Origin of the sequence: Devosia sp. (assembly GCF_035944845.1) — a bacterium.
Classification (GTDB): domain Bacteria; phylum Pseudomonadota; class Alphaproteobacteria; order Rhizobiales; family Devosiaceae; genus Devosia_A.
The window spans coordinates 68,136-91,582 of record NZ_DASZAW010000111.1 but is presented as its reverse complement, the minus strand read 5'-3'; the positions used below and the strand labels follow the sequence as shown (position 1 = coordinate 91,582).

Below are 23,447 nucleotides of genomic sequence, written 5' to 3'. Positions count from 1 at the left end.
CGATCCGTCGATCCCCGGCGCCGCGCGCCGGGGATCGCCTCCGCGCGATCGCCCCGCACGTCCACCACCAAGCTCGAGGCGATCCTCAAGCGCGTCGACCTCGAAGGAGCCGACAAGACACTATATCGCGACGGTACCCCGAAAAATGACCACCGAACTGATCCGTGACGTGGCTGCGCCTGCCGCTCGAGCCACCCGCTTCGGCCCGCTTGTTACCGAACACGGTACGACCTTCCGCCTGTGGGCGCCCGCCTGCAGGACCCTCGAGCTGCTGATCGACGGCCGCGCCCCGTTGAGTGCCGAACCCACGAGCGAAGGCGTTTTCAGCTTCGAGGTCGAGGGCGTTGGCCCCGGCACACGCTACCTGTTCCGCGCCGGCGGGTTGAGCTTCCCCGATATCGCCTCGCGCCAGCAGGTCGATGATGCGAGGGGTTGGAGTGTTGTACGCCGCCCCCTGCCCCGCCCGCTCCAAACCGGTCCGGTGCGCCCATGGCACGAGAGCGTCATCGCCGAAGTGCATGTCGGTGCTGCAACGCCCGAGGGTACCTTCCGGGCGCTCGCCGAGCGCCTCGAGCATTTTCGCGACGCTGGCTACACGGTGCTCGAGATCATGCCGGTCAACGAGTTTCCCGGCCGGCGCAACTGGGGCTATGACGGCACGCTGATCTTTGCGCCCGAGCAGAGCTACGGCACCCCCGAGGACCTCCGCGCCCTGGTCGATCGCGCCCATGCTCTCGGCCTCGGCATGATCCTCGACGTGGTCTACAACCACTTTGGCGGTACCGATAACTTCATCCCGCATTACGCGCCCAACTGGTTCCGCGACGACATCGATACGCCGTGGGGACCGGGGATCAATTTCGACGAGCCGATGGTTCGCCAGTTCTATTACGAGAACGCGGTGATGTGGCTGACCGAGTATGATTTCGATGGCCTCCGCCTCGACAGCGTGCACGAGATCAAGACCGAGAGCCGGGAGCGCTTCCTCGGCGTGCTCGCTGCCACGGCCCGCGCCGCAAAGCCCCATGCCGCGCTGATCGTCGAGAACGTACGCAACACGTTCGGCCTGCTCGAGCGCGACGAGCACAACCGCCCGATGCAGTATTCGGCGCAATGGAATGACGACATGCATCACGTGCTGGCGTTCCTCGTCACCGGCGAGGGCGCGCGCACCGGCTATGACGATCCGGACAAGGATCCCTATGCCGATCTCGAGAAGGCGCTCGCCGACGGCTTCATCCACGACCCTTCGGAGGGCGACGGCAGCGACGGCCGCACGCGTGGCGGCGATGGCAGTCAGCTCCCGCCCGACAGCTTCATCACCTATGTGCAGAACCACGACCAGCTCGGCAATCGCTCCGATGCCAGGCGGTTATCGGCGCGCATCAGTCCTGAGCAGCTGGATTTCGCGCATTTCGTGAAGTTTCTCGCGCCGCAGGTTCCACTCTGCTTCATGGGCGACGAAGCCAATATCGAGAGCGGCTTTCCGTTCTTCGTCGACCTGCCGGAGCCGGCAGCGCGGGCCAAGGCTGACGAGCGCTACCAGCAGATGCGCGACATGTTTCATGACGATGTGGGACCCGGCGGCCTACCCGAGCCGAATGACCCCGGAACCTTCGAAATGGCAAAGCTGCCATGGCCCGAATATGGACTGCCCGAGCGCCGCGCCGCACTGGAGCGGTTCCGGACGCTCGGTCGCTGGCGCCGCGAAAAGGTCTGGCCGCTCGCCGCTACCCCCTGCCACGATGCGCGGACTGCACGGCACGGCAACTGCCTGATCGTCAGCTGGATATTCGAGGCGGGAACGCTCACCATGGCGCTGAACCCTACCCCGGCCGCCTGCGAGATGGGTTGCGTGGTCGGCGCTGCACCAGTTTCGAGCGGCACATACGTGCAACAGGGCGAGCATCTGCATCTGGGCCCATGGTCGGCCGTAGCCTGGTAGCGGCGGCCCTCAATCGTTCGCCGGCTTGGGGTGACTCTTGGCCTTGTCGCGCGCCGCCAGTTGCGCCTCCAGCGCCTTGAACCAGTATTCCTTCTCGCTGCCGAACGGCCGGCCGTCCTTCTCCCAGAGGAGATAGGCCGCCTGTCGTACGTTCTGCTCGAAGTTGAGATCGACGAATTTATCGGTGTCTTCGTACATGTCGCGCTCCTTCGTAGGGAAACGTCGATTTGCCCAGTCCGATCCATTGGCAAAGCCGAGCACCGGGCTGAGGCCAGCCATTCACCAACAGGTTTGCCGCCATCCATCTCTCCCCTCAACCTGCATCTCCCGCATGGCTCCCAAGCCCCTGTTGCAAGGCATAAAAACGGGCATTTGTGCAAAGTGATGCATACGCATGCAAAATCAGTTTGCATTCGTATGCAAAATTGTCATAGCCTTGGCCATCGCAGGGCACGCGACCCCCAGGCTTCAGACGCTCCGGGTCCCCTCGCCGCTCCTGCGCGGGAGAACAATCGCCGCGGTCATCACGAACAGCCCGGCGAAACAGGAGAGACGAGATGAAGCATTTTCTGGCGGCCGGCGTGTCCATCGCAGCGCTCTGCCTCGGTGCGGGTGCAGCCTTTGCCGATTGCGGGATCACCGCGGGCTCGGTCCGCATTCTGTCCAACGATTTCGAGGCCCTGCGCCTCGTCAACAGCACCGCCGAGGAGTGCGCCACCGATGCGGTGAAGGTCACCGCCAATGCCACGGCCGAGCACAAGAACCTGCAGGTCCCTGCCCTCTCGATCAATCCGGCCGAATACACCGTCGCGGTGGTCGCCAACAATTCGATCGTGCCGCTGCTCAACGACAACCTGATCCGCCCGCTCGACGATCTCGTCGCCAAATACGGCCAGGACCTGCAGCCCAACCAGCTGATCAAGATCGACGGCAAGGTCATGGCCATCGCCTTCATGGGCAACGGCCAGCACCTGTTCTACCGCAAGGACATTCTCGACAAGGCCGGCGTCGCCGCGCCCAAATCCTGGGATGACGTGCTCGCCGCCGCCAAGGCGATCAAGGATGCCGGGCTGATGGAAACCCCGCTGGCCGCCAGCGTCAAGCCGGGCTGGGATCTCGCCGCCGAGTTCGTCAACGCCTATCTCGGCACCGGTGGCGAGTTCTTTGCCCCCGGCAGCGCCGAGCTCGCCATCGACAACGAGAACGGCGCCAAGGTGCTCGAAGTCATGAAGGCGATGACCGCCTACATGGACCCCGATTACCTGACCTTCGACGCCAACGGCATCAAGGCCGAGTATGAGGCGGGCAAGGTCGCCATCATGAACGAGTGGGGCTCGCTCGCCGGCGCCACGCTCGACGACGAAGGCGCTGCCGAGGGCGTCGTCGCCAACACCGTGCTGGCGGCCGCGCCGACCATTGCCGGCCAGTCGATCCCCGGCGCCGCGCTCTGGTGGGATGGCTTCACCATCGCCAAGAACATCTCGGATGAAGACGCCGAGGCTTCGTTCCGCGCCATGGTGCACGGCATCAACCCCGATATGGTGGCGAAGAACGCCGCTGTCGCCACCTGGCTGGTCAAGGGCTACACCCCCGGCCCGGCGGCAGTCGGCGTCATCGCCAACGCGACCGCCGGCGCCCGCGCCTACCCGATGCAGCCCTATATGGGCCTGCTGCACACGGCGCTCTCGTCCGAGCTCGCCGAATTCATGGCCGGCCAGGAAGATGCCAAGCAGGCTCTTGCCGACGTCAAGGCTGCCTACGACACTGCCGCCAAGGAAGGTGGCTTCCTCTAAGCCCGGTTTGCCGGGAGGGGCCGCAGTCCGGCCTCTCCCGACGTCTTTCAACCGACCTGGAGGCGCTCGATGCCGCACAAGACATTCTTCGCCTTCATCCTCCCATCGCTCATCGCGATGGTGCTGTTCATCGCCCTGCCGATCGTTTCGGTGGTAGTGCAATCGTTCTATGTCGAGCATGGGCGCATTCTCGTCGAAGTCGAGAACTGCCAGCCCTTCGGCGGCTGCACCAAGGAAGTGCGGGTCGATGCCGAAGCCACCGCCACGCTCGAAAAGGAACAGCCGCTCGGCCAGTTCAACGGGCTGGGCACCTATCTCAACCGCGGGCACCTGGCGGTCAACGAGCTCGGCGCCATCTTCGCCGACAACCGCGGCCTCGCCGATGTGCTGACCCGCATCTACAACCTGCCCTTCTACAAGGCGCTCGCCTTCACCCTGGTGTTCTGCTTCGTGGTGACGCCGCTCGCCATGGCGCTGGGCTTTTTGATCGCGCTGGCGGTCAACACCATCCCCAAATTGATCAAGGGCCCGGTGATCTTCTTCTCGCTCCTGCCGATGATCATCACGCCGCTGGTCGGCTCGTTGATTCTCTACTGGATGATCCACCCGCAAGGCATTATCGGCGCTACCATTCAGGACATCTTCAACGATCCGCGCCTGTCGCTTCGCGCCTCGCCGCTGCTCACCTGGCTGTCGCTGCTGTTCTATGGCGTCTGGACCAATGCGCCGTTCTCGTTCGTGGTGTTCTATGCCGGGCTGCAGACCGTGCCGTCGGACACGCTGGAATCGGCGATGATCGATGGCGCCTCGCGCTGGGAGCGCATCCGCTACGTCATCATGCCCCATCTGGCGCCGCTCGCGACCTTCGTCGCGCTGGTGCAGCTGATGGACAATTTCCGCGTCTTCGAGCCGATCGTCGGCTTTTCGGCCGAGGCCAACGCCACCTCGCTGAGCTGGATGATCTTCAACGATCTGTCGGGCGACGCGCAGCTGTTTGGCTCGGCCGGCGCCACCTCGGTGCTGACCATTATCGGCGTGGTGATCCTGCTGATGCCGGTGCTGCTGCGCACCTGGCGCGAATTCAACCACAAGGTGGTGTGACGATGTCCGACTCCATCGCGCTCCGGCGCCCGTTGCCGCTCAAGCTGATCGTCTCCGCCTTCATCGTCCTGTGGGTGATCCTCGCCGCCTTCCCGTTCCTTTGGACGGTGTGGGGCTCGTTCAAGGTCGAGGTGGATTTCTTCTCCCGCGAGAGCTGGTGGAACGCCATTTTCGGCACCAACACCATCAAGCAGACCGGCTCCGCCTTCACCGGCGACGGCTATTACGGCGCCTGGGTGACGCGCGAATTCTGGCGCGCCGTGTTCAACACCGCCATCGTCACCGTGTCGGTGACCGTCATCTCGCTGACGCTCGGCACGCTGGGCGGTTATGCCCTCGCCCGCTCCGGCCAGCGCTACGCCTTCTGGATCCTCATCGCCGCCCTGGTGTTCCGCGCCATGCCGCATATCACGCTGGTGTCGGGGTACCTGTTGCCCTTCTTCCAGCTCAACATCTGGGGCGTCTTGCCCACCTCGATCATCGTGCTCGTCGCCATCAACCAGCCGTTCACGCTGTGGATGCTGCACTCGTTCTTCCTCTCGATTCCCAAGGATCTCGACGAGAGCGCCATGGTCGATGGCTGCTCGCGCTTCGAGGCGTTCCGCCGCGTCATCATCCCGGTGATGTGGCCAGGCGTGGTGACCACCGGGCTGTTCAGCTTCCTGCTGGCCTATAACGACTTCGCCACCACCTCGATGCTGCTCAGCGCCGACAACCAGACCATGGTGCCGAAGATCTCGAGCTTCCTCGGCTCGGTGCAGGAACAGGGCAACGTCATGTACGCGGTGGCCGCGGTGGTCTCGGCGACGGTGCCGCTGTTCATCCTCGTCCTCTTCTTCCAACGCCAGATCGTCAGCGGGCTCACCGCCGGCGCAGTGAAAGGCTGATCCACATGGCCCGGATCCAACTGAAAAACGTGTCGAAGCGCTGGACCAATTTCGTCGGCGTCAAGGAGTTCAGCCTCGATATCGCCGACCAGGAGTTCCTGGTGCTGCTCGGCCCCTCGGGCTGCGGCAAGACCACCACCATGCGGATGATCGCCGGGCTCGAGGATGTGAGCGATGGCGAGATCTGGATCGGCGACCGGCTGGTCAACAAGCTCGAGCCCAAGGACCGCGACATCTCGATGGTGTTCCAGAGCTACGGGCTCTACCCCAACATGACGGTGTACGAAAACATCCGCTTCCCCTTGAAGGTGCGGAAGGTGCCGGCCGAGCAGCACCATGAGCGGGTGATGCGGGCGAGCAAAATGGTGGAGCTCGACGAGTTCCTCGAGCGCCGCCCCGCTGCCCTCTCGGGCGGGCAACGGCAGCGCGTGGCGCTGGCCCGCGCGATCGTCCGCGAACCCAACGCCTTCCTGATGGACGAGCCGCTCAGCAACCTCGATGCCAAGCTGCGCGTCTCGACCCGGGCGCAGATCAAGAACCTGCACCACACTCTGAAGACCACCACCATCTACGTGACGCATGACCAGATCGAAGCCATGACGCTGGCCGACCGCGTCGTGGTGATGAGCCGTGGCGTGGTGCAGCAGGTGGGCACGCCCATGCAGATCTACGATCGCCCCGCCAACACCTTCGTTGCCGGCTTTATCGGCTCGCCCGCGATGAACCTGGTGCAGGGCGACATCGCCGACGGCGTGTTCCGCGGCGAAAACATCGAAGTCGCCGGCCTGCCCCGCGGGGCAAAGGGCCCCGTGACGCTGGGCTTCCGCGCCGAGGATGCAACGCTGGCCGGCGAAGGCGGCAACGTCACTGCGCCGATCTATTCGGTCGAGCTGCTCGGCGAAGCGACGATGATTTCGATGCGGGCCGGCGGCGAGCTGGTGTCGATCAAGACCGCCAAGGATTATCGCGCCCAGATCGGCGACGTGGTGCGCGCCAGTATCGCGCCGGCCGCCTGCCATCTGTTCGATCGCACCAGCGGCGAGCGCATCGAGGCCGCCGCCTGATGCCCGATACGCCAAGCAGCGCAGACCTCGCAGAAGCTGCTAGAAAGCAGCGGATCGCCATTGCGCCCGCCGAACTGCCGGCGGTGCTCGCCGGAGCCCGCTGGCTCGCGGGCTGCCTGGCGCTGTTGAGGAAATCGGACCTGCTGCGTTGAGTGCTGCTGACTATTCGATCGGAACCGCCGGCGCGCGCCTGCGCGACGGCACGCTGACCGCGGTGGCGCTGGTCGAGGCGCACCTCGAACGCATCCGGACGCGCGACCCGCGCTACCATGCCTTCGTCACCGTGACGGCGGAGCGGGCGCTCGAGGATGCCGCACGGGCCGACCAGGAGCTCGGTGAAGGGGTCGATCGCGGCCCGCTGCACGGCATCCCCATCGGCCTCAAGGACCTGATCGATACGGCCGACATCCGCACCACTTCGGGCTCGCGGCTGTTCGCCGCCCATGTGCCGGCTCGCGACGCCGCCGTCGCCGAGCGGCTGCGCGCCGCCGGCGCGGTGCTGGTCGGCAAGCTCATGACCTATGAGTTCGCCCTGGTCGGCCCCAGCTTCGACCTGCCCTTCCCCGCTTCGCGCAACCCGTGGAATACCGAGCACATTACCGGCGGCTCGTCCTCCGGGTCGGCCGCGGCGGTGGCCGGCGGCCTGCTGCGCACCAGCATCGGCACCGATACCGGCGGCTCGATCCGCAGCCCCGCCAGCTATTGCGGCGTCGTCGGGCTGAAGCCCACCTATGACCGCGTCTCGCGCGACGGCATTTTTCCGCTGTCGCCGTCGCTCGACCATGTCGGGCCGATCAGCGCCAGCGTCGCCGAAGCCGCCCTGACGCTCGACGCCATCGGTGAGGGCTGCAACGCCGCAGCCCGGCTTGCCGAGGGGATCGAAGGGCGACGTATCGCCTATGCCCGCGCGTGGTTCGCCAACGACCCCGCGACGAGCCCGGCAGTCATCGCCGCGATGGACGGTGCGGCATCGGCCCTGTCGCTGCAGGGCGCACGGATCGAGGAAGTCTCGCTGCCCGACTATCACCTGTTCGAGGCGGCCGGGGCGGTGATCATCCAGGCCGAGGCGCTGGCGGTGCACGCCGAGTTGCTGCGCAGCCGCGGCGACGAGTACGGGGTGCTCGCCCGGCGCAACCTGCTGAGCGGCCTGAGCCTCGGTGCCGACGATGTCGCCCTCGCCCGGCGCGCTGCGGACGAGCTGGCCCGCCGCATCGAGGCCGAAATCTTCGGGCGCTTCGATGCGCTGGTGACCGTCAATACACTCACCCCCGCCCTGCCCTTTTCCGCCTTCGACGGCGAAACCTCGGTATGGACGCATATGCGCACCCTGCCGTTCAACCTGACGCGCAACCCGGTGCTGGCGCTGCCGATCGGCTTTGCCGCCGGCCTGCCGCTCGGCATGCAGGTGGTCGGCCGGCTGGGTGACGAAGCCGGCATCTGCGCCATTGGCCAGGCGTTCGAAAACGCCACCGACCACGCAGTACAGCGCCCTCCCCTAAGGTCTGATATCGATCTGCAGCCCGCCTGAAGTAGGCTGCAACTTACCTCGTTGCATACGTATGCAACGTAAGCTAATGTGACACAACAACTCAAGAAGCAGTGCGGGAGCGGGCAATGGCGCGTTGGTTGAAGCAGAGCAAGACGGTCGAGGAGCGCGCCGAGGCCAACAAGCAGGTCCGCCTGACGGTCGAGACCATCCTCAGCGACATCGAAAAGCGCGGTGACGCGGCGGTGCGTGAGCTGTCGCAGAAGTTCGACGGCTGGGACCGGCCGGACTACCGCCTGAGCCAGGCCGAGATCGATGCCTGCATCGCCCAGTTGAGCGAGCAGGATCTCGCCGATATCAGCTTCGCCCAGACTCAGGTGCGCAACTTCGCCATCGCCCAGAAGGGCACCATGCATGAGCTGGCGATCGAAACCCTGCCCGGCGTGACGCTGGGCCACAAGCACGTGCCGATCGCCTCGGTCGGCTGCTACGTGCCCGGCGGCAAATATCCGCTGCTCGCCTCGGCACATATGTCGGTGCTCACCGCCAAGGTCGCCGGCTGCGGCCGCGTCATCACCTGCGCGCCCCCGTTCAACGGCAAGGCGGCGCCGGCGATCGTTGCGGCGCAGCACATGGCCGGCGCCGACGAGATCTATGTGCTGGGCGGCATCCAGGCGGTCGGCGCCATGGCCATCGGCACCGAGAGCATCAAGCCGGTCGACATGCTGGTCGGCCCGGGCAATGCCTATGTGGCCGAAGCCAAGCGCCAGCTGTTTGGCCGCGTCGGCATCGACCTGTTCGCCGGCCCCACCGAAACCCTCGTCATTGCCGACGAGAGCGTCGATGGCGAACTTTGCGCCACGGACCTGCTCGGCCAGGCCGAGCATGGCCCCACCAGCCCCGCCATTCTCCTCACCAATTCCGAGAAACTGGCGCGCGAGACCATGGATTATGTCGAGCGGCTGTTGCAGATCCTGCCGACCGGCGAAGTGGCCCGCCAGTCCTGGCTGGATTTCGGCGAGGTGATCGTCTGCGACAGCTACGAGGAAATGGTGGAGGTCGCCGACCGCATCGCGTCCGAGCACGTGCAGGTGATGACCGACCGCGACCTGTGGTTCCGCGACACGCTGCAAAACTATGGCGCGCTGTTCCTCGGGCCGCGCACCAACGTCGCCTATGGCGACAAGGTGATCGGCACCAACCATACGCTGCCCACCATGAAGGCGGCGCGCTACACCGGCGGTCTGTGGGTCGGCAAGTTCCTCAAGACCTGTACCTGGCAGATCGTCGAGAGCGACGAGGCCTCGGCGCTGGTCGGCGAATATGCCTCGCGCCTCTCGATGCTCGAAGGCTTCGCCGGCCATGCCGAGCAGGGCAATATCCGCGTGCGTCGCTATGGCGGGCGCAACGTCCCCTATGGCACGGCGGCGAGCCCAAAGGCGGCTGCCGAGTAAGATGAGCCTGCCACGCACCCCCAGCATCCGGCTCGACGGCAAGCGCGCCCTGGTGACGGGCGGCACGCGCGGCATCGGGCTGGGCGCTGCGGTGGCACTGGCTGAAGCCGGTGCGGCGGTGACCATCACCGCGCGCACTGCCGCCGATGTCGAGGCGGTGGCGGCAGAGATGCGAGCCGCCGGACTTGCGGTCGAAGGCGCGGCGCTCGATGTCACCGACACCCCGGCGTTCAGGACGTTCGTTGCGGCGGCGGCGCCATTCGACATTCTCGTCAACAGCGCCGGCGGCGCCCGGCACGGCGATTTCCTCGCCGTTTCGGAAGCCGATTTCGATGCGGTGGCCGACCTCAACCTCAGGGCGTTGCTGTTCGTCTCGCAGGCGGTGGCGCAACGGCTGGTCGAAGCGGGCAAGCCCGGCTCGATCATCCATGTCTCCTCCCAGATGGGCCATGTCTCGGCGCCGCGCCGGGCCGTCTATTCGGCCACCAAGTTTGCGGTGGAAGGCCTGAGCAAGGGCATGGCGATCGAGCTCGGACCACACAATATTCGCGTCAACACGATCTGCCCCACCTTCATCGAAACCGAGATGACGGCGAAGGGCCTCTCCGATCCGGCGTTTCGGCGCTGGGTGCTGGAAAAGATCAAGCTGGGGCGGCTGGGGCGGATCGAGGACATCATGGGGCCGGTGGTTTTTCTCGCCTCCGACTGGGCCGCCATGATCACCGGGTCGGCACTGATGGTGGATGGCGGATGGACGGCGGAATAACCAAGAAGACGCCCGTCACCTCGTCGCAGGTGGCCGAACATGCCGGCGTCAGCCAGTCGGCGGTGTCGCGCACCTTCACGCCCGGCGCATCGATTTCGCCCAAGACCCGCGCCAAGGTACTGGCCGCCGCCAAGGAGCTGGGCTATCGGCCCAATGCCATCGCCCGCTCGCTGATCACCAACCGCTCGCGCATCATCGCCGTGGTGATGGCCTACCTCGAGAACCTGTTCTACCCCGACGTGCTCGAGGAACTGGGCCGCCGGCTCTCGGCCGAGAACTACCACATGCTGCTGTTCACCGGTTTCAAGGACCGCGACAGCGACCCGGTGTTCGACCAGCTGATGCAGTATCGCGTCGATGGCATCATCCTCGCCTCCACGTCGCTGAGCTCCGAGCTCGCCGCCGAATGCGCCGTCGCCGGCATCCCGGTAGTGCTGTTCAACCGCACCACCGAGCGCGACGAGACGTCCTCGGTCACCACGCGCAACCGCGAAGGCGGCCGGCTGCTCGGCGAGTTCCTCGTCGCCGGCGGGCACAGGAGTTTCGGCTACATCGCCGGGCTCGAGAACTCCTCCACCAATCGCGATCGCTTCGGCGGTTTCCGCGAGGCGCTCGAAGCGCACGGCATCACCGATATCGCGGTGCGGACCGGCAACTATTCGCGCCTCGAGGCCGAAGCCGCAGCGCGTGAACTGCTTGCCCTGCCCCGGCGGCCCGAAGCGATCTTCGTTGCCAACGACCACATGGCGGTGGCGGTGATGGATGTGGCCCGGCACGAGTTCGGCCTCACCATCCCCGACGATCTCTCGCTGGTCGGCTATGACGATGTCGGCCCGGCCCGCTGGCCCAGCTACGATATCACCTCGGTGACCCAGCCGATCGGCCCAATGGTCGAAGCCACGGTCGATATCCTGATGGACCAGATCCACTCGGGCGAAATCGAGCCGCAACACAAGATCCTGCCCGGCGAGCTGATCGTCCGCAGCTCTTCGCGGCTGCCCAGGACCGGCATCGTCGAAATCGACGGCCAGCGCGTCTACCGCCCGGAGCGCGCCACATGAACCCCGCTTTGCCGGCGCGCGCTGTGCATACGAATGCATCCGAAAAGGAAAGGATATTCCAATGAGCGAATGGACCCAGGAGGCGATGGAAAAGCGCCTCGTCCGCTATGCCGATCTCAAGGGCCTCCGCAACGCCTTCATCGATGCCCGCACACCGGGCTCCGACCGCAAGGAGAACTTCACCATCATCGGGCCGGGCGTCTCCGAGAACAAAGCCCAGGTGGTGCACATTCCCGAGGCGCATGGCTTCAATTTCGGCGCGGCGCGCCAGCCCTTCGGCTGCACCAACTCGCAACACAGCCACCTGACCGCCGAGACCTTCCTCGTCCATACCGGCAAATGGCGCTTCGTCTTCGGCGCCAACAAGGATGAGGGCTATCTCGATGTCGAGCCGGGCGATGTGGCGACCGTGCCGACCCATATGTTCCGCGGCTTCGAAAAGCGCGACGAGGGCACCGGCTTCCTCGCCGTGGTGCTCGGCCATGACGATCCGGGCAAGGTCGTCTGGGCTCCCTCGGTGTTCAAGATGGCCGAGGATTTCGGCCTGAAGCTGCTGAAGGGCGGCAAGCTGATCGACACGACCCTGGGCGAAAAGGTCCCCGAAGGCGCCGAAATGGAGCAGCCGCCCGATGCGGCCAAGCTCAGGGAACTGGCCACCCCGCCAATGTCCGAGCTGGCAAGATACGCCATAAAGGCCGCCGACATGCGCGCCAACCCCAACTCGCCGCTGGCCGGCGAAGGTGTCGAGGAAGCCGCGTTGATCGGCGACGTCGATGCCGCCGACGGCTTTGCCGCCGGCCCGATCATCGGCCATTGGCAGCACGGTTTCGCCCTCCGGCGGTTGAAACTTGAAACCGGGGCCAGCATCCCCGCCCATGCCCGCTCGGAACAGGAAGTGATCTTCGTCCAGTCCGGCACGCTCGAGTTCAGTTGGGATGGCGGCACGCTGATCCTCGGCGCGGGCGACACGCTGACCGTGCCGATCGGGCTGATGCACACCTACCGCAACCCGGCTTCCGCCGACGCCATCGCCTTCGTCATCCGCGGCGCCGCGGCGCCCGCCGCCCCGGTCTTCGCGGCGGCCCAGGCGGCGGAATAGGAGGAGCCAATGCCGGCGATCAGTGCCGAAACCCTGGCGCTGCTGCGCCGCAACGACACCCCGACCGTCTGCAATGCGCTCGAGCATGTGATGGGCGGCCGCACCGCCGAGGGCTTTACCAAAAGCCCGACGGTGTGCGCCGACCCTGGCCTGCCGCCGGTCGTCGGCTTCGCCCGCACCGCCAAAATCCGCGCCTCCTCGCCGGCCCACAAGCCCGCGGCCGAGGTGCGGGCGCTGCGCATGGCCTATTACGAGTATGTTTCGGCCGGCGCCGGGCCCAACGTCGTGGTGATCGAGGATACCGACTGGCCGCACTGCATCGGCGGCTTCTGGGGCGAAATGCAGGTGGCCCAGCACAAGGGCCTCGGCCTCGCCGGCACCCTGACCAACGGCGTGCTGCGCGACCTCGGTATGCTCGACCCCGGCTACCAGGTGATCGCCGGCTCGGTCGGCCCCAGTCACGCCTTCGTCCACGTCACCGACCTCGATGTTCCCGTGACGGTATTCGGCATGGCGGTAAAACCCGACGACCTGATCCACGCCGACCGCCACGGCGCCGTGGTGATCCCGGCCCAGCACATCGAGGCCATGCCGGCCGCGATCGATATCGTGGTGCGCAAGGAACAGCCGATCCTCAAGGCAGCAAGGGCGCCGGGCTTCACGGTGGAGAAGCTGCGAGCGGCGTGGGCGGAGGCGGATGGGATACGCTGAAGCCGGCAGTCGGCGGACCTCTCCCGCTTGCGGGGGAGGGGGACCACGCTTTAGCGTGGTGGAGGGGGAGCCCCACGCACCGGCCTATTCCTGTCCCCTACGCGCGGAGCTGATCTTGCGGGCACCGGACTTCATTCGCGAGCGGGCAAAAAACCTGCGGCGCGTCATGACGCAGCCTGAACGCATCCTTTGGTTCCTGCTCCGCCGCCAGAACCTGCACTTCCGCCGTCAGCACCCGATCGGACCGTACATCCTCGATTTCTACTGCGCTGCGGCAAAGCTCTGCGTCGAGGTGGATGGCCCGGTGCATGATGAGCAGCCTGAGCGCGACCAGCGACGGACGGCATGGCTGGCGAAGGAAGGAATCCGCGTGCTCAGGTTCTCGGCGGAGGACATCCAGGAGAGGTCTGCGGCGGTGCTGGCGACTATCGACAGCGCGGCGCGCGAGGCCAGGAGCGCTCCCAGCGTGGGGCTCCCCCCTCCCACCGCCTGACGGCGGTCCCCCCTCCCCCGCAAGCGGGAGAGGGCTTCCCGACTGCAAGCACAGAGTGGGCAGTCGGCGAACCTCTCCCGCTTGCGGGGGAGGGGGACCAGCCGACAGGCTGGTGGAGGGGGGAGCCCCACGCACCGGCCTTGCCTACCCCCCTACCCCTGCATCCGATCGAGCCGCAGCTGTGCCGCCCGCCTGTGCCCCTCGAGCGTCTCGCTGGCGCTCTGGCGGGCGGCCGGCGGCGCCACCGCCTTCACCCCGCGTTCGTCGAGCCACTGGTGCGTGGCGATCTTCACATAGGCGCCGACCCATAGCCCGCCGGTATAACGCCCTGCCCCCATGGTGGGCAGCGTGTGGTTGGTGCCGACGCATTTGTCGGAATAGACCACGCTCGCCAGTTGCCCAATGAACAGCGAGCCGTAGTTGCGGAGCTTTTTTGCCATCGCCTGCGGATCGGCCGTGTGGACCTGCAGGTGCTCGGCCGCGACGTGGTCGGAATAGGCGATGAGCGCCGCCTCGTCGTCGCAGACGACGATCTCGCCATAGTCGCGCCACGCCACCCCGGCCACCGGGGCAGTGGAGAGCGTTGCGAGCTGGCGCTCGACTTCGGCGAGCGTCGCCTCGGCCAGCGCCCGGTCGGTGGTGATCAGCCCGACGCGGGTGCGCACATCGTGCTCGGCCTGCGCCAGCATGTCGGTGGCGATCATTTCGGCGTCGCCCGTCGCATCGGCGACGATGAAGATCTCCGACGGGCCGGCGAGCTGGTCGATGCCGACCGGGCCGAATACCTGGCGCTTGGCCTCGTTGACGAAGGCATTGCCCGGCCCGACGATCTTGTTGACCGCCGGCACGCTCTCGGTGCCATAGGCCATGGCGGCAATGGCCTGCGCCCCGCCGATGCGGAAAATGCGGTCGGCGCCCGAGAGGTGGCAGCCGGCGATCATCGCCCGGTGGGCATTGGGCGGCAGGCAGGCGATCACCTCGTCGACGCCCGCCACCTTGGCCGGCACGATGGTCATGATCGGTGCCGAGAGCAGCGGATAGCGCCCGCCCGGCACGTAGCAGCCGACCCGCTCGATCGGGATGACGCGATGGCCAAGATGCACCCCCGGCAGCGTCTCGATTTCGAGCGGCAGGATGGTCGAAAGCTGGGCCTCGGCGAAGCGGCGCACATTGGCGATGGCGAACTCGGTATCGGCGCGGGTCTGCGGATCGAGTTCGGCCAACGCTGCCTCGCGCTCGGCCGCCGTCACCTCGAACACCTCGACTTCGGCCTTGTCGAACTTGAGGCTGTACTCACGCACCGCGGCGTCGCCGCGCTCGCGCACATTGGCGATGATCTCGCTGACCAGCGCCTCGACCGGCGCATTGTCGCTCACCTGGTTGCGCGAGGGCGCCTTGACGAAGCTGATGCCCTGAGGCGCGCGGGTTGAATCGGACATGGGCTAGCGGCCTCCGGTATGAAGGAAAAGCTGGGTTTTGCTGGTGTTTCGAACCTTGCCGGTTCGTCGCAGAAACCTCTTGCATACGTATGCACTATTTGCCAGTGTTTTCTTCGCTGATGCCGGTCGGCCTTTCGTAGGACCACCGATCGGCTGACGCCGACCCGAAAGAACCGATGCCAACGGCCCTGCTCCAGAGTTCCGAGATTTACCGCGCTTTGAGCCTCATCGCGCACCGGAGCGGCTTTGCCGCTAGGATGGTGCGATGACGACAGCCGGCGCGCCCCTGCTGATGTTGCCCGGAACGCTCTGCGACGAGCGGGTGTTCGCCGCCGCGACTTCGGGGCTTGGCCGGCAGCGCTACACCGTGGCGATGGCCGGTGAAGTGAGCGCGCCACAGATGGCGCAGCGGGTGCTGGAACTGGCGCCGCCCCGCTTTGCCCTGGTCGGCTTTTCGCTCGGCGCCATTGTCGGCCTCGAGGTGGCGGCCCAGGCGCCCGAACGGCTCGAACGCCTCGCGCTCATCGGCTGCAACGCCCGCGCCATGCCGGCCGAACGTATTGCACCGCGCCGCGCCAGCGTCGGCAAGGCTGCCGCGCACGGCACGGCCAGCTACATCGCCGATGTCTGGGACCTTTCGGTGCCCGCCTGGCGCCGCGACGATCTCGGGCTTCGCGCCGAGCTCGAGGCCATGGCTGCCGGCACGCTGCTCGCCACCTTCGAGGAGCAGATCGAAATCTCGATCAATCGGGCCGACCGGCGGGGTGGCCTTTCTGCCATCGCCGTGCCGACACTCGTCGCCTGCGGCGCCGAGGATCGCGTCTGCCCGCCCGAGCTCAGCCGCGAGATCGCCGACGCCATTCCTGGCGCCCACCTCGCCATTGTCGAGCGCGCCGGCCACTACCTCACTCTCGACCAACCCGAAATCACCGGGCGGCTGCTGGCCGAATGGCTCGCCGCCCCTGCCCCACCCCAGAGCATCGCCTCCAAGGAGTTCTCATGAGCGACGACGACAAGGCCAAGACGGCCCGCATTTCCCGCATCGACAGCCCCAAGGAGCAGGTGCTGCAGGTGGAGCGCCGCGATTACCCGGAGCTGGCGCCGACCGACCGGCCGCGCAGCCAGTCGCTCGAGGGTTTCGACGAGGTCTATACCGACATCGTCGATTACATCGTGCGCTGCACCCACAAGATCTGGGACGAGCGCGATATCGGGCTGATCTACACCCACTACACCCATAACTGCGTGCTCTACGGCACCATGGGCACCATCTACAACCGCGAGGACGTGGTGCGCGACACCATCCAGCGGCTGGTGAGCTTCCCCGAGCGCCGCGGCATGGCTACCCAGGTGATCTGGAACGGCAACGACAAGGACGGGTTCTACACCTCGCACCTCGTCACCGGCTCGGGCCGCCACACCCAGTTCGGCCATCTCGGCCAGCCGACCGGCCGGCCCTTCGTGTCGCGGACCATTGCCGACTGCATGATCCTTCGCAACAAGATCTACCGCGAGTGGGTGGTGGCCGACACCGCGGCGATCATCCGCCAGCTCGGGCTCGATCTCGACGCCTTCGCGCTGCGCTTTGCCAAGGCGGCGCTCGACCGCGGCCAGGCCAACCTCGATATCGGCGAGAACCGGCGCCTGCTCGGCCAGTATCCGCCCGAGACCGAGGCCGACACCTCGATCGCCAATAACGACCTCGAAGCCGAGACGCTGCGCTGGACCCACGAGGTGTTCAACAAGCGCATGTTTGGCAAGATCAGCGAGGTCTACGCCCCCACCGTGCAGTATCACGGCCCCAACATGAAGGAACTCTACGGCGTTGCCGCGGTGATCCACCAGCATCTGGGTCTCGTCGGCTCGCTCCCCGACGCCGCCTACATGCCGCAATATATCTGCTCGGTGCCAAGCGAAGAGGGCGGCACCAAGGTCGCCGTACGCTGGATCATCGAGGGCCATCACCTCGGCTACGGCATCCTCGAAAGCCTCGGCGAACACCCCACCGGCAAGCGCGTGCAGGTGATGGGCATGACCCACTACCACTACAAGAACGGCAAGATCGTCGACGAGTGGAACGTCTATGACGAGCTGAGCCTGCTCACCCAGGTGAAACTGGCGCAGCTGACGGATGCGCCGAAGGCGGAACCGCTCTGAGGCCGACTGAGAGAGAGCTCGTTTAACATCCAACGCTTCAGTCGGCGAACCTCTCCCGTTTACGGGGGAGGGGGACCGCGTGCAGCGCGGTGGAGGGGGGAGCCCCACGAGTGGAGCTCCCCTTCGGTTCCTGTGCTTTGGCACCCAGGGCGGGGCTTTGTGGTGACCGCAAGGTAAGTTCCGTGCGTGGGGCTCCCCCCTCCACCAGCCTTCGGCTGGTCCCCCTCCCCCGCAAGCGGGAGAGGTTCGCCGACTGCGGGTACTGAGCTGCCTCCGCTGCCTACCGTAGCAGCCCCTCGTACATATCCCCGATCCGCTCGATCTCGAACTCCGCCGCCCTGCCCTTGAGCAGCGCCGGATCGGTGGGCTTGTCGAGCATCGCGGCCATTGCCCCCGCCAGCGCTTCGGCATCGCCGACCGGCACCAGCGCGCCGTATGTTCCGTCGGCGAGAATTTCGCGCGGGCCGTGCGGGGCGTCGGTGGAGACCACCGGCACGCCGGCCGCCATGGCCTCGATCAGCACGTTGCCGAACCCTTCGCTGGTCGAGCTCAGGGCGAACAGGTCCGCAGCGGCATAGCAGGCCATGGGGTCGTTCACGTAGCCTGCGAACAAGACCTTCGAAGCGATTCCAAGGGTTCGGCTTTCCGCCTCGAGCTCGCCCAGCATCGGCCCCTCGCCGAACAGCACGAGGCGCGCCGGACGCGATTGCAGCAGCCTCGCAAAGGCGCGGAGCAGGGTCTTGTGATCCTTCACTCCGACCAGCCGGCCCGCCGTGGCGATCACCGGCCCATGCCCCAGCGCCGCGAGTTCGGCCTGCCACGGATAGTTCACCGCGGGCCGCTGGAGAGCGGGAGGCAAGGGGTTGTAGATCACCGCGACCTTCTCGGCAGCAATGCCGCGCGCTGCGATATCGCGCCCCACCCCCGCGGATACCGCGATGGCCCTGGTGGCGCGGGCCGCCACGAGCCCCGCGAGCAGCACCGCGATCTTCGAGCCGAAATCGTTCGAGGGGATGCCGGCCGCAGCGTGAAAGCTCGGAAAGAACTTCGCCTTGCTGAAGCCGAGGCTGAGCGCCAGTGCGGTGATCAGGTTGGCGAATTCCGGCCCGCTGAACACCGCATCGGGCTTGAGCCGCCGGTAGAAGCTGGCGCTGCGCCTGAGCCCGCTGAGCGTTGCGGGCTTCCCAAACCCCTCGCCGTAGATCGGCATGCCGAGGTCGACCAGCTTGACGTCGTCGGCGCGCAACGCGGCGTTCGGCCCCTCGCTGTTCCAGACGAACAGCGTCACCTCATGGCCGCGCCGCGCCATTTCGTTGGCCATCAGCACGAAGACGCGCTCGGCGCCGCCGCCCCGACAGCTCGGGACGTGGAAGACGAGGCGCGGCATCGGCTCAGCGGGCGGCCGAAGCCACGCGCCGGCGCCTGGGCTGCCTGAGGTCGCGGATCATGCCGATGAGCACCGCGATCAGGAGGCCGAGGGCAAAGCCACCGACCGCCCCTGCCCCCAGCATCACCACGGTGCGCGGCGGCCACGAGCGGGCAGCCGGCGGCACGGCGGTGGAGATGACGCGCACATTGGTGGTGTCGAGCTGCTCGCGCTCCGTCACCTGGCGGGCCCGGCTGAGGAAGGCCTCGTAGATAGTGGATTTCGAGGTGGCGTCGCGCTCGAGTTCGCGCAGCGTCACCAGCGCCTCGTTGTCGCTGAACACATCGGTCTTGAGCTCATCGGCCTTGGCGGCGAGCGCCGCGGCGGCGGTCTTGGCCTCATCGAGCGACACCTTGGCGGCGGCGACGATGCGGCCGATCTCGGCCTCGAGCTGCGCGTTGACCGCGGCGAGCTCGGTGTTGAGCCGGACGATGGTAGGGTGGCGCGGACCATAGACCATCGACTGCGCATCGAGCTGCTGGCGCAGCGCGCCGGCCGAGGCGCGCAGCGTCGTCAGCGCACCCGAAGCCTGGGTGTCGGCAGTGGTGGCATTGCGGCCTGCCGCCACCAGCTCGTCATAGCTCGACTGCGCAGCGATGACGCGCGATTGCGCCTCGACCACCTGCTGGTTGAGCTGTGCCATGGTCTGCGTGTTGACCAGTTCGCCCGCGGAAGTGGCGAGATTGTTGTCGCGCTTATAGGCCTCGACCTTTTCCTCGGCGACTTTCACGGCGCTCTTGAGTTCATCGAGCCGGTCGTTGAGCGCCGCGGCGGTGCGGCCGGCGCCATCGGCTTCTGCCGTCGCCAGTTCCGCCTTGAACGCATCGACGATCGCCGAGGAAATGGCGATCGACTTGTCGGCGCTTTCCGACGAGACGCTGAGCGTTGCAACGAACGACTTTTCGTCGGCCTTGGTGCCGACGCGCTTCGACAGCGCCGAAAGCGCCGCGAGCCGCGGGTCGGCTTCTTCTTGCTTGCTTGCCGGCAGCAGCGAAGCGAGCAGGCCCGGCGTCGGATCGTAGAATTCCTTGTCGGCGACGAGGTTGAGCTTGTCGACGACGCGCGCCAGCACATTGCCCGACGTGAGCACGCGCAGCTTGCTGCCGGCATTGAGCAGCGCGTTATCCACCTGCCCCGGCTGCTGGAACAGATCGTCGCTGACCACCTGCAGGTTCGCCGGATCGATCAGGATATCGGTGGAAACAGTGTACTTGGCCGGGCTCAGCACCGCATAGGCGCCGCCCGCCATCGCCCCGAGCCCTGCCAGCGCCACCGAAGCGAGCAGGCCCTTCCTGAGCCAGACGAAAATCCGCCCGAGATCGAGTTCGAGGAAATCGCCGATCTTGCCCAGCGTCACCGTCTGCACCGGTTCGGGCTCACGCGCCGGCGGCGCGACGATCTCGTCATTGGCAGCCCGCCCGCCCAGCCGCGCAAAGGCGCGAGCACCGGAAGTGGGGCTCTGGGGATGCGGCGCGTCGGTCAGCAAAGCCATGGCGTTAACATCTCGTTGGGAAAGTGGCCTGTCGTTAGGGCTTTATATACCAGTGCCCGCCGCGCGCTCCCGGAATGGGTTTTCTTGGTAAATCCCGGGGGTGGAGGGGTCGGCGCGGGCCTGGCCCTCGGCAGTCGGCAGTCGGCGGTCGGCAGTCGGCAGTAGGCAGTCGGCAGTCGGCAGTCGAACGGCTAACCTGCCTACTGCCTACTGCCTACTGCCTACTGCCGACTGCCGACTGCCTGCATCCAGGTTGCTCACCCGCAGCTGTCCACCACCTCGAGCCGGCCAACCCGGCTCAGCGTGTGGATGCCGGTGGGGGCCCAGGCCGTGCCGGGAACCACCGGCTGCACCGGGCCGAACTGCACATCGTCATCGCTCAGCACCAGCAGTTCGGCGATGCCCAGCCCGCCGCCATAGGTTTCGGTGCCATCCTGCAGCGGCAGGAAGGTGCGGCCATCCGGGTTGACGATGAACGGCCCGCCCGGCCGCGCGGCGCCCCGATCGATGAGGATCGGGTTCAGCCGGTGCGGGGCCCACGGGCCGGCCAGCGCCCTGGCGGAATAGGCCACCATGGTGTCGGACGCGCTGCCCTGCCCGCGCTGTTCGGTGCCGATCAGCCAGAACCGATCGTCGCGGACGAGCAGCGTCATGTCGTTGAGCTTCCTGCCCGCCACCAGCACCGCCTCGCGCACCCAGTTATGCGGGAACTGCTCGGCCCGGTAGAGCACCAGCTCGTTGCTGCAGCTCGACTCGGGGATCATGTAGACCTCGCCATCATGGGCGAAGACCTGCGGATAGCTGAGGTGGTGCGGCGCCTCGAGCACCGGGCGCGGCGTCTCGATGCTGCCATCGGCGCGGCACTCGGCTACCGAGATGATGCCGCGGCCGAGCGCATAGGGATACTCTTCGACGAACAGGTAGAGCCGCTCCTGCCACTCGAACACGAAGGGATCGGCATAAAAGCGCTGCCCGTCATCGGCGAGTTCGACGAACGGCGGACCGGATTCGGATTGGCGGAGGGTTTCGGCGAGTCCCGGCCCTTCGATGAGCCGATGTGCGGTACGCCAGTAGAACGGCCGCTTGCCGCTGAGCCGCCGCGCTGCCCGCCGGCCGAGCCCGGCGATGAGGTGCGGCAGGTAGCGCCGGAGCAGGTCGCCACCATGGCGCTGCGGTGCTGCAGCCACCGGTGCGGCGAGCGGCAGGAGCTTGCCGGCGGCAAAGCGGGTGACGGCGCTTTCGAGCAGCGTCACCGCCCCGGCGCAGAGATCGGAGGCAGCGCGGCTGAGCCAGATGCGGTCGCCCAGCATCGGCCGGCCCTCGGCGACGGCGACGCCGTTGAGCCGCGCCGTCAGCACCGGCCGGGCCCCGCCCGCCAGCATCGCCGCAAGGCCTGCCTGAAGGTCGCGCTGGCCATCGAAATCCACCGTCAGCACCGGCGCATGGCCCTCTGCGCTGCAGCCGCTGAGATCGATGGTGAGGTCGGGCTTGCCGTCGCCCACCCGCTCGGCCAGCGGCGCCGAGGCCCGCGCCAGCGAGCCCGGCGCGCGGGCCTGCTCGAGCCCGAGGACAAAGTCCAGCGCCTGGGAGCGCCGCCCTGCCCCATTGACCTGCCGCACCGCGATGCGGTGCCCGGCGGCGCCGAGTCGCGCAAATAACTCGGCCTGCCAGGCACGAGCAGTTGAAGTCTCAACAATGATTAAAATTGTAATCAAATTGATACTGCCATGATTTGGCCTTGGATGTGGCCTGTAGCGCGCCCTGGGGCAGGGTACAAACGGCGAAGCAGATCGAGGTAAACGCGATTTCGGTGTTAATCATAGCTTAAGAGTTAAGGCGACCAGCGGGTACAGACGGGAGTATGTGCTGCTGCATGAACGCGCAAATGAACGCGGACACTTCGTATTGCGGTGCGACATGAATTTCCACTCCCCTCGTGAACGTCCCCGGCGGCAGCGGCTGCTCATCGTGTTCGGTACCCGCCCGGAAGCGCTGAAGTGCTTCCCCGTGGCCCAGGCGGCGCTCGCGAGCCCCTATTTCGACACCCAGATCTGCGTCACCGCCCAGCACCGCGAAATGGTCGACCAGGTGATCGCGCTCACCGGCCTGCCGGTCGATTACGATCTCGATGTCATGTCGCCGGGCCAGACCCTGTTCGACGTGACGTCGAAGGTGCTGCTCGGCATGGCCGAGGTGCTGGATCAGGCCAAGCCCGATATCGTCATGGTGCAGGGCGACACCACCACCGCCATGACCGCGGCGCTCGCCGCCTTCTACAAACGCATCCCAGTCGCCCATATCGAGGCGGGGCTCCGCAGCCACAATATCGATAGCCCCTTCCCCGAGGAGCTGAACCGGCTGATCGCCGGCAACATCGCCACCTGGCATTTCGCCCCCACCATCGAGGCGCGCGACAACCTCGTCGCCGAGGGCAAGGATCCCTCGCGCATCTTCGTCACCGGCAACACGGTGATCGATACGCTGCTGCATTTTTCCGGCACGCTGGACAAGGACGCCCGGCTCAGCGCCGAGCTTGCCGCCCGCTTCCCGTTTCTTGATTCAACAAGGAAGCTGATCCTCGTAACCGGCCATCGGCGCGAGAATTTCGACGGCGGCATCGAGCGCATCTGCACAGCGCTCAAGGTGCTGGCGACGCGCGGCGACGTGCAGATCGTCTATCCGGTCCACCCCAACCCGAACGTGCGCAACGTCGTCGGCGCGGCGCTGGGCGGGGTGCCCAATATCCACCTGATCGATCCGCAGGATTACCTGCCGTTCCTGTACCTCCAGAAGCAGAGCTACCTGGTGCTGACCGATAGCGGCGGCGTGCAGGAAGAAGCGCCCTCGCTCGGCAAGCCCGTTCTGGTGATGCGCGAAAACACCGAGCGCCCAGAAGGCGTCGCCGCCGGCACGGCCCGCCTGGTCGGCACCGATATCGCCGAGATCGTACAGAACGCCACTCGCCTGCTGGACGACCCGGCCGCCTATCGCGGCATGGCTGAAACGCACAACCCCTATGGCGACGGCCGGGCCAGTGCCCGGATCGTCGAGGAGCTATCGCGGCATGTCTGAG

At 66.6% G+C, this 23,447-nt stretch carries 21 protein-coding genes; 16 read left to right on the top strand and 5 right to left on the bottom strand.

From position 1 onward, the window contains the following. The first annotated feature begins 145 nt into the window (after positions 1-145). Positions 146-1,945 (top strand): alpha-amylase family glycosyl hydrolase, encoded by a 1,800-nt coding sequence (locus tag VGV07_RS22585; protein WP_326870998.1) that lies wholly within the window; start codon positions 146-148, stop codon positions 1,943-1,945. 9 nt (positions 1,946-1,954) lie between these two features. Here VGV07_RS22585 and VGV07_RS22580 read toward each other — a convergent pair whose 3' ends face one another. Continuing rightward, positions 1,955-2,143, bottom strand: coding sequence for a DUF2934 domain-containing protein (locus VGV07_RS22580; RefSeq protein ID WP_326870997.1), 189 nt, complete (start codon positions 2,141-2,143; stop codon positions 1,955-1,957). A gap of 359 nt (positions 2,144-2,502) precedes the next feature. On the opposite strand from VGV07_RS22580, the gene VGV07_RS22575 reads away from it, so the two are divergent. The 12 genes from VGV07_RS22575 to VGV07_RS22520 all read left to right on the top strand — a co-directional run bounded on the left by VGV07_RS22575 (position 2,503) and on the right by VGV07_RS22520 (position 13,860). Then, the gene (locus tag VGV07_RS22575; RefSeq protein WP_326870996.1) at positions 2,503-3,738 is read left to right on the top strand and encodes an ABC transporter substrate-binding protein; all 1,236 of its coding nucleotides are present in this window, start codon (positions 2,503-2,505) and stop codon (positions 3,736-3,738) included. Between the two features lie 69 nt (positions 3,739-3,807). Continuing rightward, entirely contained in the window at positions 3,808-4,839 is a 1,032-nt protein-coding gene (locus tag VGV07_RS22570; RefSeq protein WP_326870995.1) for a sugar ABC transporter permease, read from the top strand. Between the two features lie 2 nt (positions 4,840-4,841). After that, a complete protein-coding gene (locus VGV07_RS22565; protein WP_326870994.1) occupies positions 4,842-5,726 on the top strand; it encodes a carbohydrate ABC transporter permease in 885 nt (294 codons plus the stop codon). Between the two features lie 5 nt (positions 5,727-5,731). After that, on the top strand, positions 5,732-6,790 hold the full coding sequence (locus VGV07_RS22560; protein ID WP_326870993.1) for a sn-glycerol-3-phosphate ABC transporter ATP-binding protein UgpC: 1,059 nt from the start codon (positions 5,732-5,734) through the stop codon (positions 6,788-6,790). Continuing rightward, the gene (locus VGV07_RS22555; protein WP_326870992.1) at positions 6,790-6,942 is read left to right on the top strand and encodes a hypothetical protein; all 153 of its coding nucleotides are present in this window, start codon (positions 6,790-6,792) and stop codon (positions 6,940-6,942) included. The genes VGV07_RS22560 and VGV07_RS22555 overlap by 1 nt, the downstream gene beginning before the upstream one ends. Continuing rightward, positions 6,939-8,318: an amidase gene (locus tag VGV07_RS22550; protein ID WP_326870991.1), complete on the top strand. Its 1,380-nt coding sequence runs from the start codon at positions 6,939-6,941 to the stop codon at positions 8,316-8,318. The genes VGV07_RS22555 and VGV07_RS22550 overlap by 4 nt, the downstream gene beginning before the upstream one ends. Positions 8,319-8,404: 86 nt before the next feature. Beyond that, positions 8,405-9,730, top strand: a complete 1,326-nt coding sequence (hisD, locus tag VGV07_RS22545) for a histidinol dehydrogenase (protein ID WP_326870990.1) — start codon at positions 8,405-8,407, stop codon at positions 9,728-9,730. A gap of 1 nt (position 9,731) precedes the next feature. Beyond that, positions 9,732-10,496 carry an SDR family NAD(P)-dependent oxidoreductase gene (locus tag VGV07_RS22540; protein WP_326870989.1) on the top strand — a complete coding sequence of 255 codons (765 nt, stop codon included), beginning with the start codon at positions 9,732-9,734 and terminating at the stop codon, positions 10,494-10,496. After that, complete coding sequence (locus VGV07_RS22535; protein ID WP_326870988.1) at positions 10,481-11,557, top strand: LacI family DNA-binding transcriptional regulator; 1,077 nt, start codon at positions 10,481-10,483, stop codon at positions 11,555-11,557. Before VGV07_RS22540 ends, VGV07_RS22535 begins: the two co-directional genes overlap by 16 nt. A gap of 61 nt (positions 11,558-11,618) precedes the next feature. After that, on the top strand, positions 11,619-12,656 hold the full coding sequence (locus VGV07_RS22530; protein WP_326870987.1) for a cupin domain-containing protein: 1,038 nt from the start codon (positions 11,619-11,621) through the stop codon (positions 12,654-12,656). Positions 12,657-12,665: 9 nt separating this feature from the next. After that, positions 12,666-13,367 carry an RraA family protein gene (locus tag VGV07_RS22525; protein ID WP_326870986.1) on the top strand — a complete coding sequence of 234 codons (702 nt, stop codon included), beginning with the start codon at positions 12,666-12,668 and terminating at the stop codon, positions 13,365-13,367. Between the two features lie 115 nt (positions 13,368-13,482). Further along, a complete protein-coding gene (locus tag VGV07_RS22520) occupies positions 13,483-13,860 on the top strand; it encodes an endonuclease domain-containing protein (protein ID WP_326870985.1) in 378 nt (125 codons plus the stop codon). Between the two features lie 152 nt (positions 13,861-14,012). On the opposite strand, the gene hisD (VGV07_RS22515) is transcribed toward VGV07_RS22520, so the two are convergent. Further along, entirely contained in the window at positions 14,013-15,299 is a 1,287-nt protein-coding gene (gene hisD, locus VGV07_RS22515) for a histidinol dehydrogenase (RefSeq protein WP_326870984.1), read from the bottom strand. A 265-nt stretch (positions 15,300-15,564) separates the two neighbouring features. On the opposite strand from hisD (VGV07_RS22515), the gene VGV07_RS22510 reads away from it, so the two are divergent. Together VGV07_RS22510 and VGV07_RS22505 are read left to right on the top strand one after the other, a co-directional pair. Next, positions 15,565-16,302 carry an alpha/beta fold hydrolase gene (locus VGV07_RS22510; RefSeq protein WP_326870983.1) on the top strand — a complete coding sequence of 246 codons (738 nt, stop codon included), beginning with the start codon at positions 15,565-15,567 and terminating at the stop codon, positions 16,300-16,302. Continuing rightward, entirely contained in the window at positions 16,299-17,456 is a 1,158-nt protein-coding gene (locus VGV07_RS22505) for an ester cyclase (RefSeq protein WP_326870982.1), read from the top strand. Before VGV07_RS22510 ends, VGV07_RS22505 begins: the two co-directional genes overlap by 4 nt. A gap of 280 nt (positions 17,457-17,736) precedes the next feature. Here VGV07_RS22505 and VGV07_RS22500 read toward each other — a convergent pair whose 3' ends face one another. The 3 genes from VGV07_RS22500 to VGV07_RS22490 all read right to left on the bottom strand — a co-directional run bounded on the left by VGV07_RS22500 (position 17,737) and on the right by VGV07_RS22490 (position 22,089). Next, positions 17,737-18,843 carry a glycosyltransferase gene (locus VGV07_RS22500; protein ID WP_326870981.1) on the bottom strand — a complete coding sequence of 369 codons (1,107 nt, stop codon included), beginning with the start codon at positions 18,841-18,843 and terminating at the stop codon, positions 17,737-17,739. A 4-nt stretch (positions 18,844-18,847) separates the two neighbouring features. Continuing rightward, positions 18,848-20,374, bottom strand: coding sequence for a GumC family protein (locus VGV07_RS22495; protein WP_326870980.1), 1,527 nt, complete (start codon positions 20,372-20,374; stop codon positions 18,848-18,850). 257 nt (positions 20,375-20,631) lie between these two features. Further along, entirely contained in the window at positions 20,632-22,089 is a 1,458-nt protein-coding gene (locus VGV07_RS22490; RefSeq protein ID WP_326870979.1) for a glucosamine inositolphosphorylceramide transferase family protein, read from the bottom strand. 202 nt (positions 22,090-22,291) lie between these two features. Here VGV07_RS22490 and wecB point away from each other — a divergent pair, with 202 nt between their 5' ends. Next, positions 22,292-23,446: a non-hydrolyzing UDP-N-acetylglucosamine 2-epimerase gene (wecB, locus tag VGV07_RS22485; protein WP_326870978.1), complete on the top strand. Its 1,155-nt coding sequence runs from the start codon at positions 22,292-22,294 to the stop codon at positions 23,444-23,446. Position 23,447 lies beyond the last annotated feature (1 nt).

Excerpts from the sequence above, each read along its gene's own strand:
- VGV07_RS22585 (WP_326870998.1), top strand. The coding sequence starts at position 146 with ATGACCACCGAACTGATCCGTGACGTGGCTGCGCCTGCCGCTCGAGCC.
- VGV07_RS22580 (WP_326870997.1), bottom strand. The coding sequence starts at position 2,143 with ATGTACGAAGACACCGATAAATTCGTCGATCTCAACTTCGAGCAGAAC.
- VGV07_RS22575 (WP_326870996.1), top strand. The coding sequence starts at position 2,503 with ATGAAGCATTTTCTGGCGGCCGGCGTGTCCATCGCAGCGCTCTGCCTC.
- VGV07_RS22570 (WP_326870995.1), top strand. The coding sequence starts at position 3,808 with ATGCCGCACAAGACATTCTTCGCCTTCATCCTCCCATCGCTCATCGCG.
- VGV07_RS22565 (WP_326870994.1), top strand. The coding sequence starts at position 4,842 with ATGTCCGACTCCATCGCGCTCCGGCGCCCGTTGCCGCTCAAGCTGATC.
- VGV07_RS22560 (WP_326870993.1), top strand. The coding sequence starts at position 5,732 with ATGGCCCGGATCCAACTGAAAAACGTGTCGAAGCGCTGGACCAATTTC.
- VGV07_RS22555 (WP_326870992.1), top strand. The coding sequence starts at position 6,790 with ATGCCCGATACGCCAAGCAGCGCAGACCTCGCAGAAGCTGCTAGAAAG.
- hisD (WP_326870990.1), top strand. The coding sequence starts at position 8,405 with ATGGCGCGTTGGTTGAAGCAGAGCAAGACGGTCGAGGAGCGCGCCGAG.
- VGV07_RS22540 (WP_326870989.1), top strand. The coding sequence starts at position 9,732 with ATGAGCCTGCCACGCACCCCCAGCATCCGGCTCGACGGCAAGCGCGCC.
- VGV07_RS22535 (WP_326870988.1), top strand. The coding sequence starts at position 10,481 with ATGGACGGCGGAATAACCAAGAAGACGCCCGTCACCTCGTCGCAGGTG.
- VGV07_RS22530 (WP_326870987.1), top strand. The coding sequence starts at position 11,619 with ATGAGCGAATGGACCCAGGAGGCGATGGAAAAGCGCCTCGTCCGCTAT.
- VGV07_RS22525 (WP_326870986.1), top strand. The coding sequence starts at position 12,666 with ATGCCGGCGATCAGTGCCGAAACCCTGGCGCTGCTGCGCCGCAACGAC.
- hisD (WP_326870984.1), bottom strand. The coding sequence starts at position 15,299 with ATGTCCGATTCAACCCGCGCGCCTCAGGGCATCAGCTTCGTCAAGGCG.
- VGV07_RS22510 (WP_326870983.1), top strand. The coding sequence starts at position 15,565 with ATGACGACAGCCGGCGCGCCCCTGCTGATGTTGCCCGGAACGCTCTGC.
- VGV07_RS22505 (WP_326870982.1), top strand. The coding sequence starts at position 16,299 with ATGAGCGACGACGACAAGGCCAAGACGGCCCGCATTTCCCGCATCGAC.
- VGV07_RS22500 (WP_326870981.1), bottom strand. The coding sequence starts at position 18,843 with ATGCCGCGCCTCGTCTTCCACGTCCCGAGCTGTCGGGGCGGCGGCGCC.
- VGV07_RS22495 (WP_326870980.1), bottom strand. The coding sequence starts at position 20,374 with ATGGCTTTGCTGACCGACGCGCCGCATCCCCAGAGCCCCACTTCCGGT.
- wecB (WP_326870978.1), top strand. The coding sequence starts at position 22,292 with ATGAATTTCCACTCCCCTCGTGAACGTCCCCGGCGGCAGCGGCTGCTC.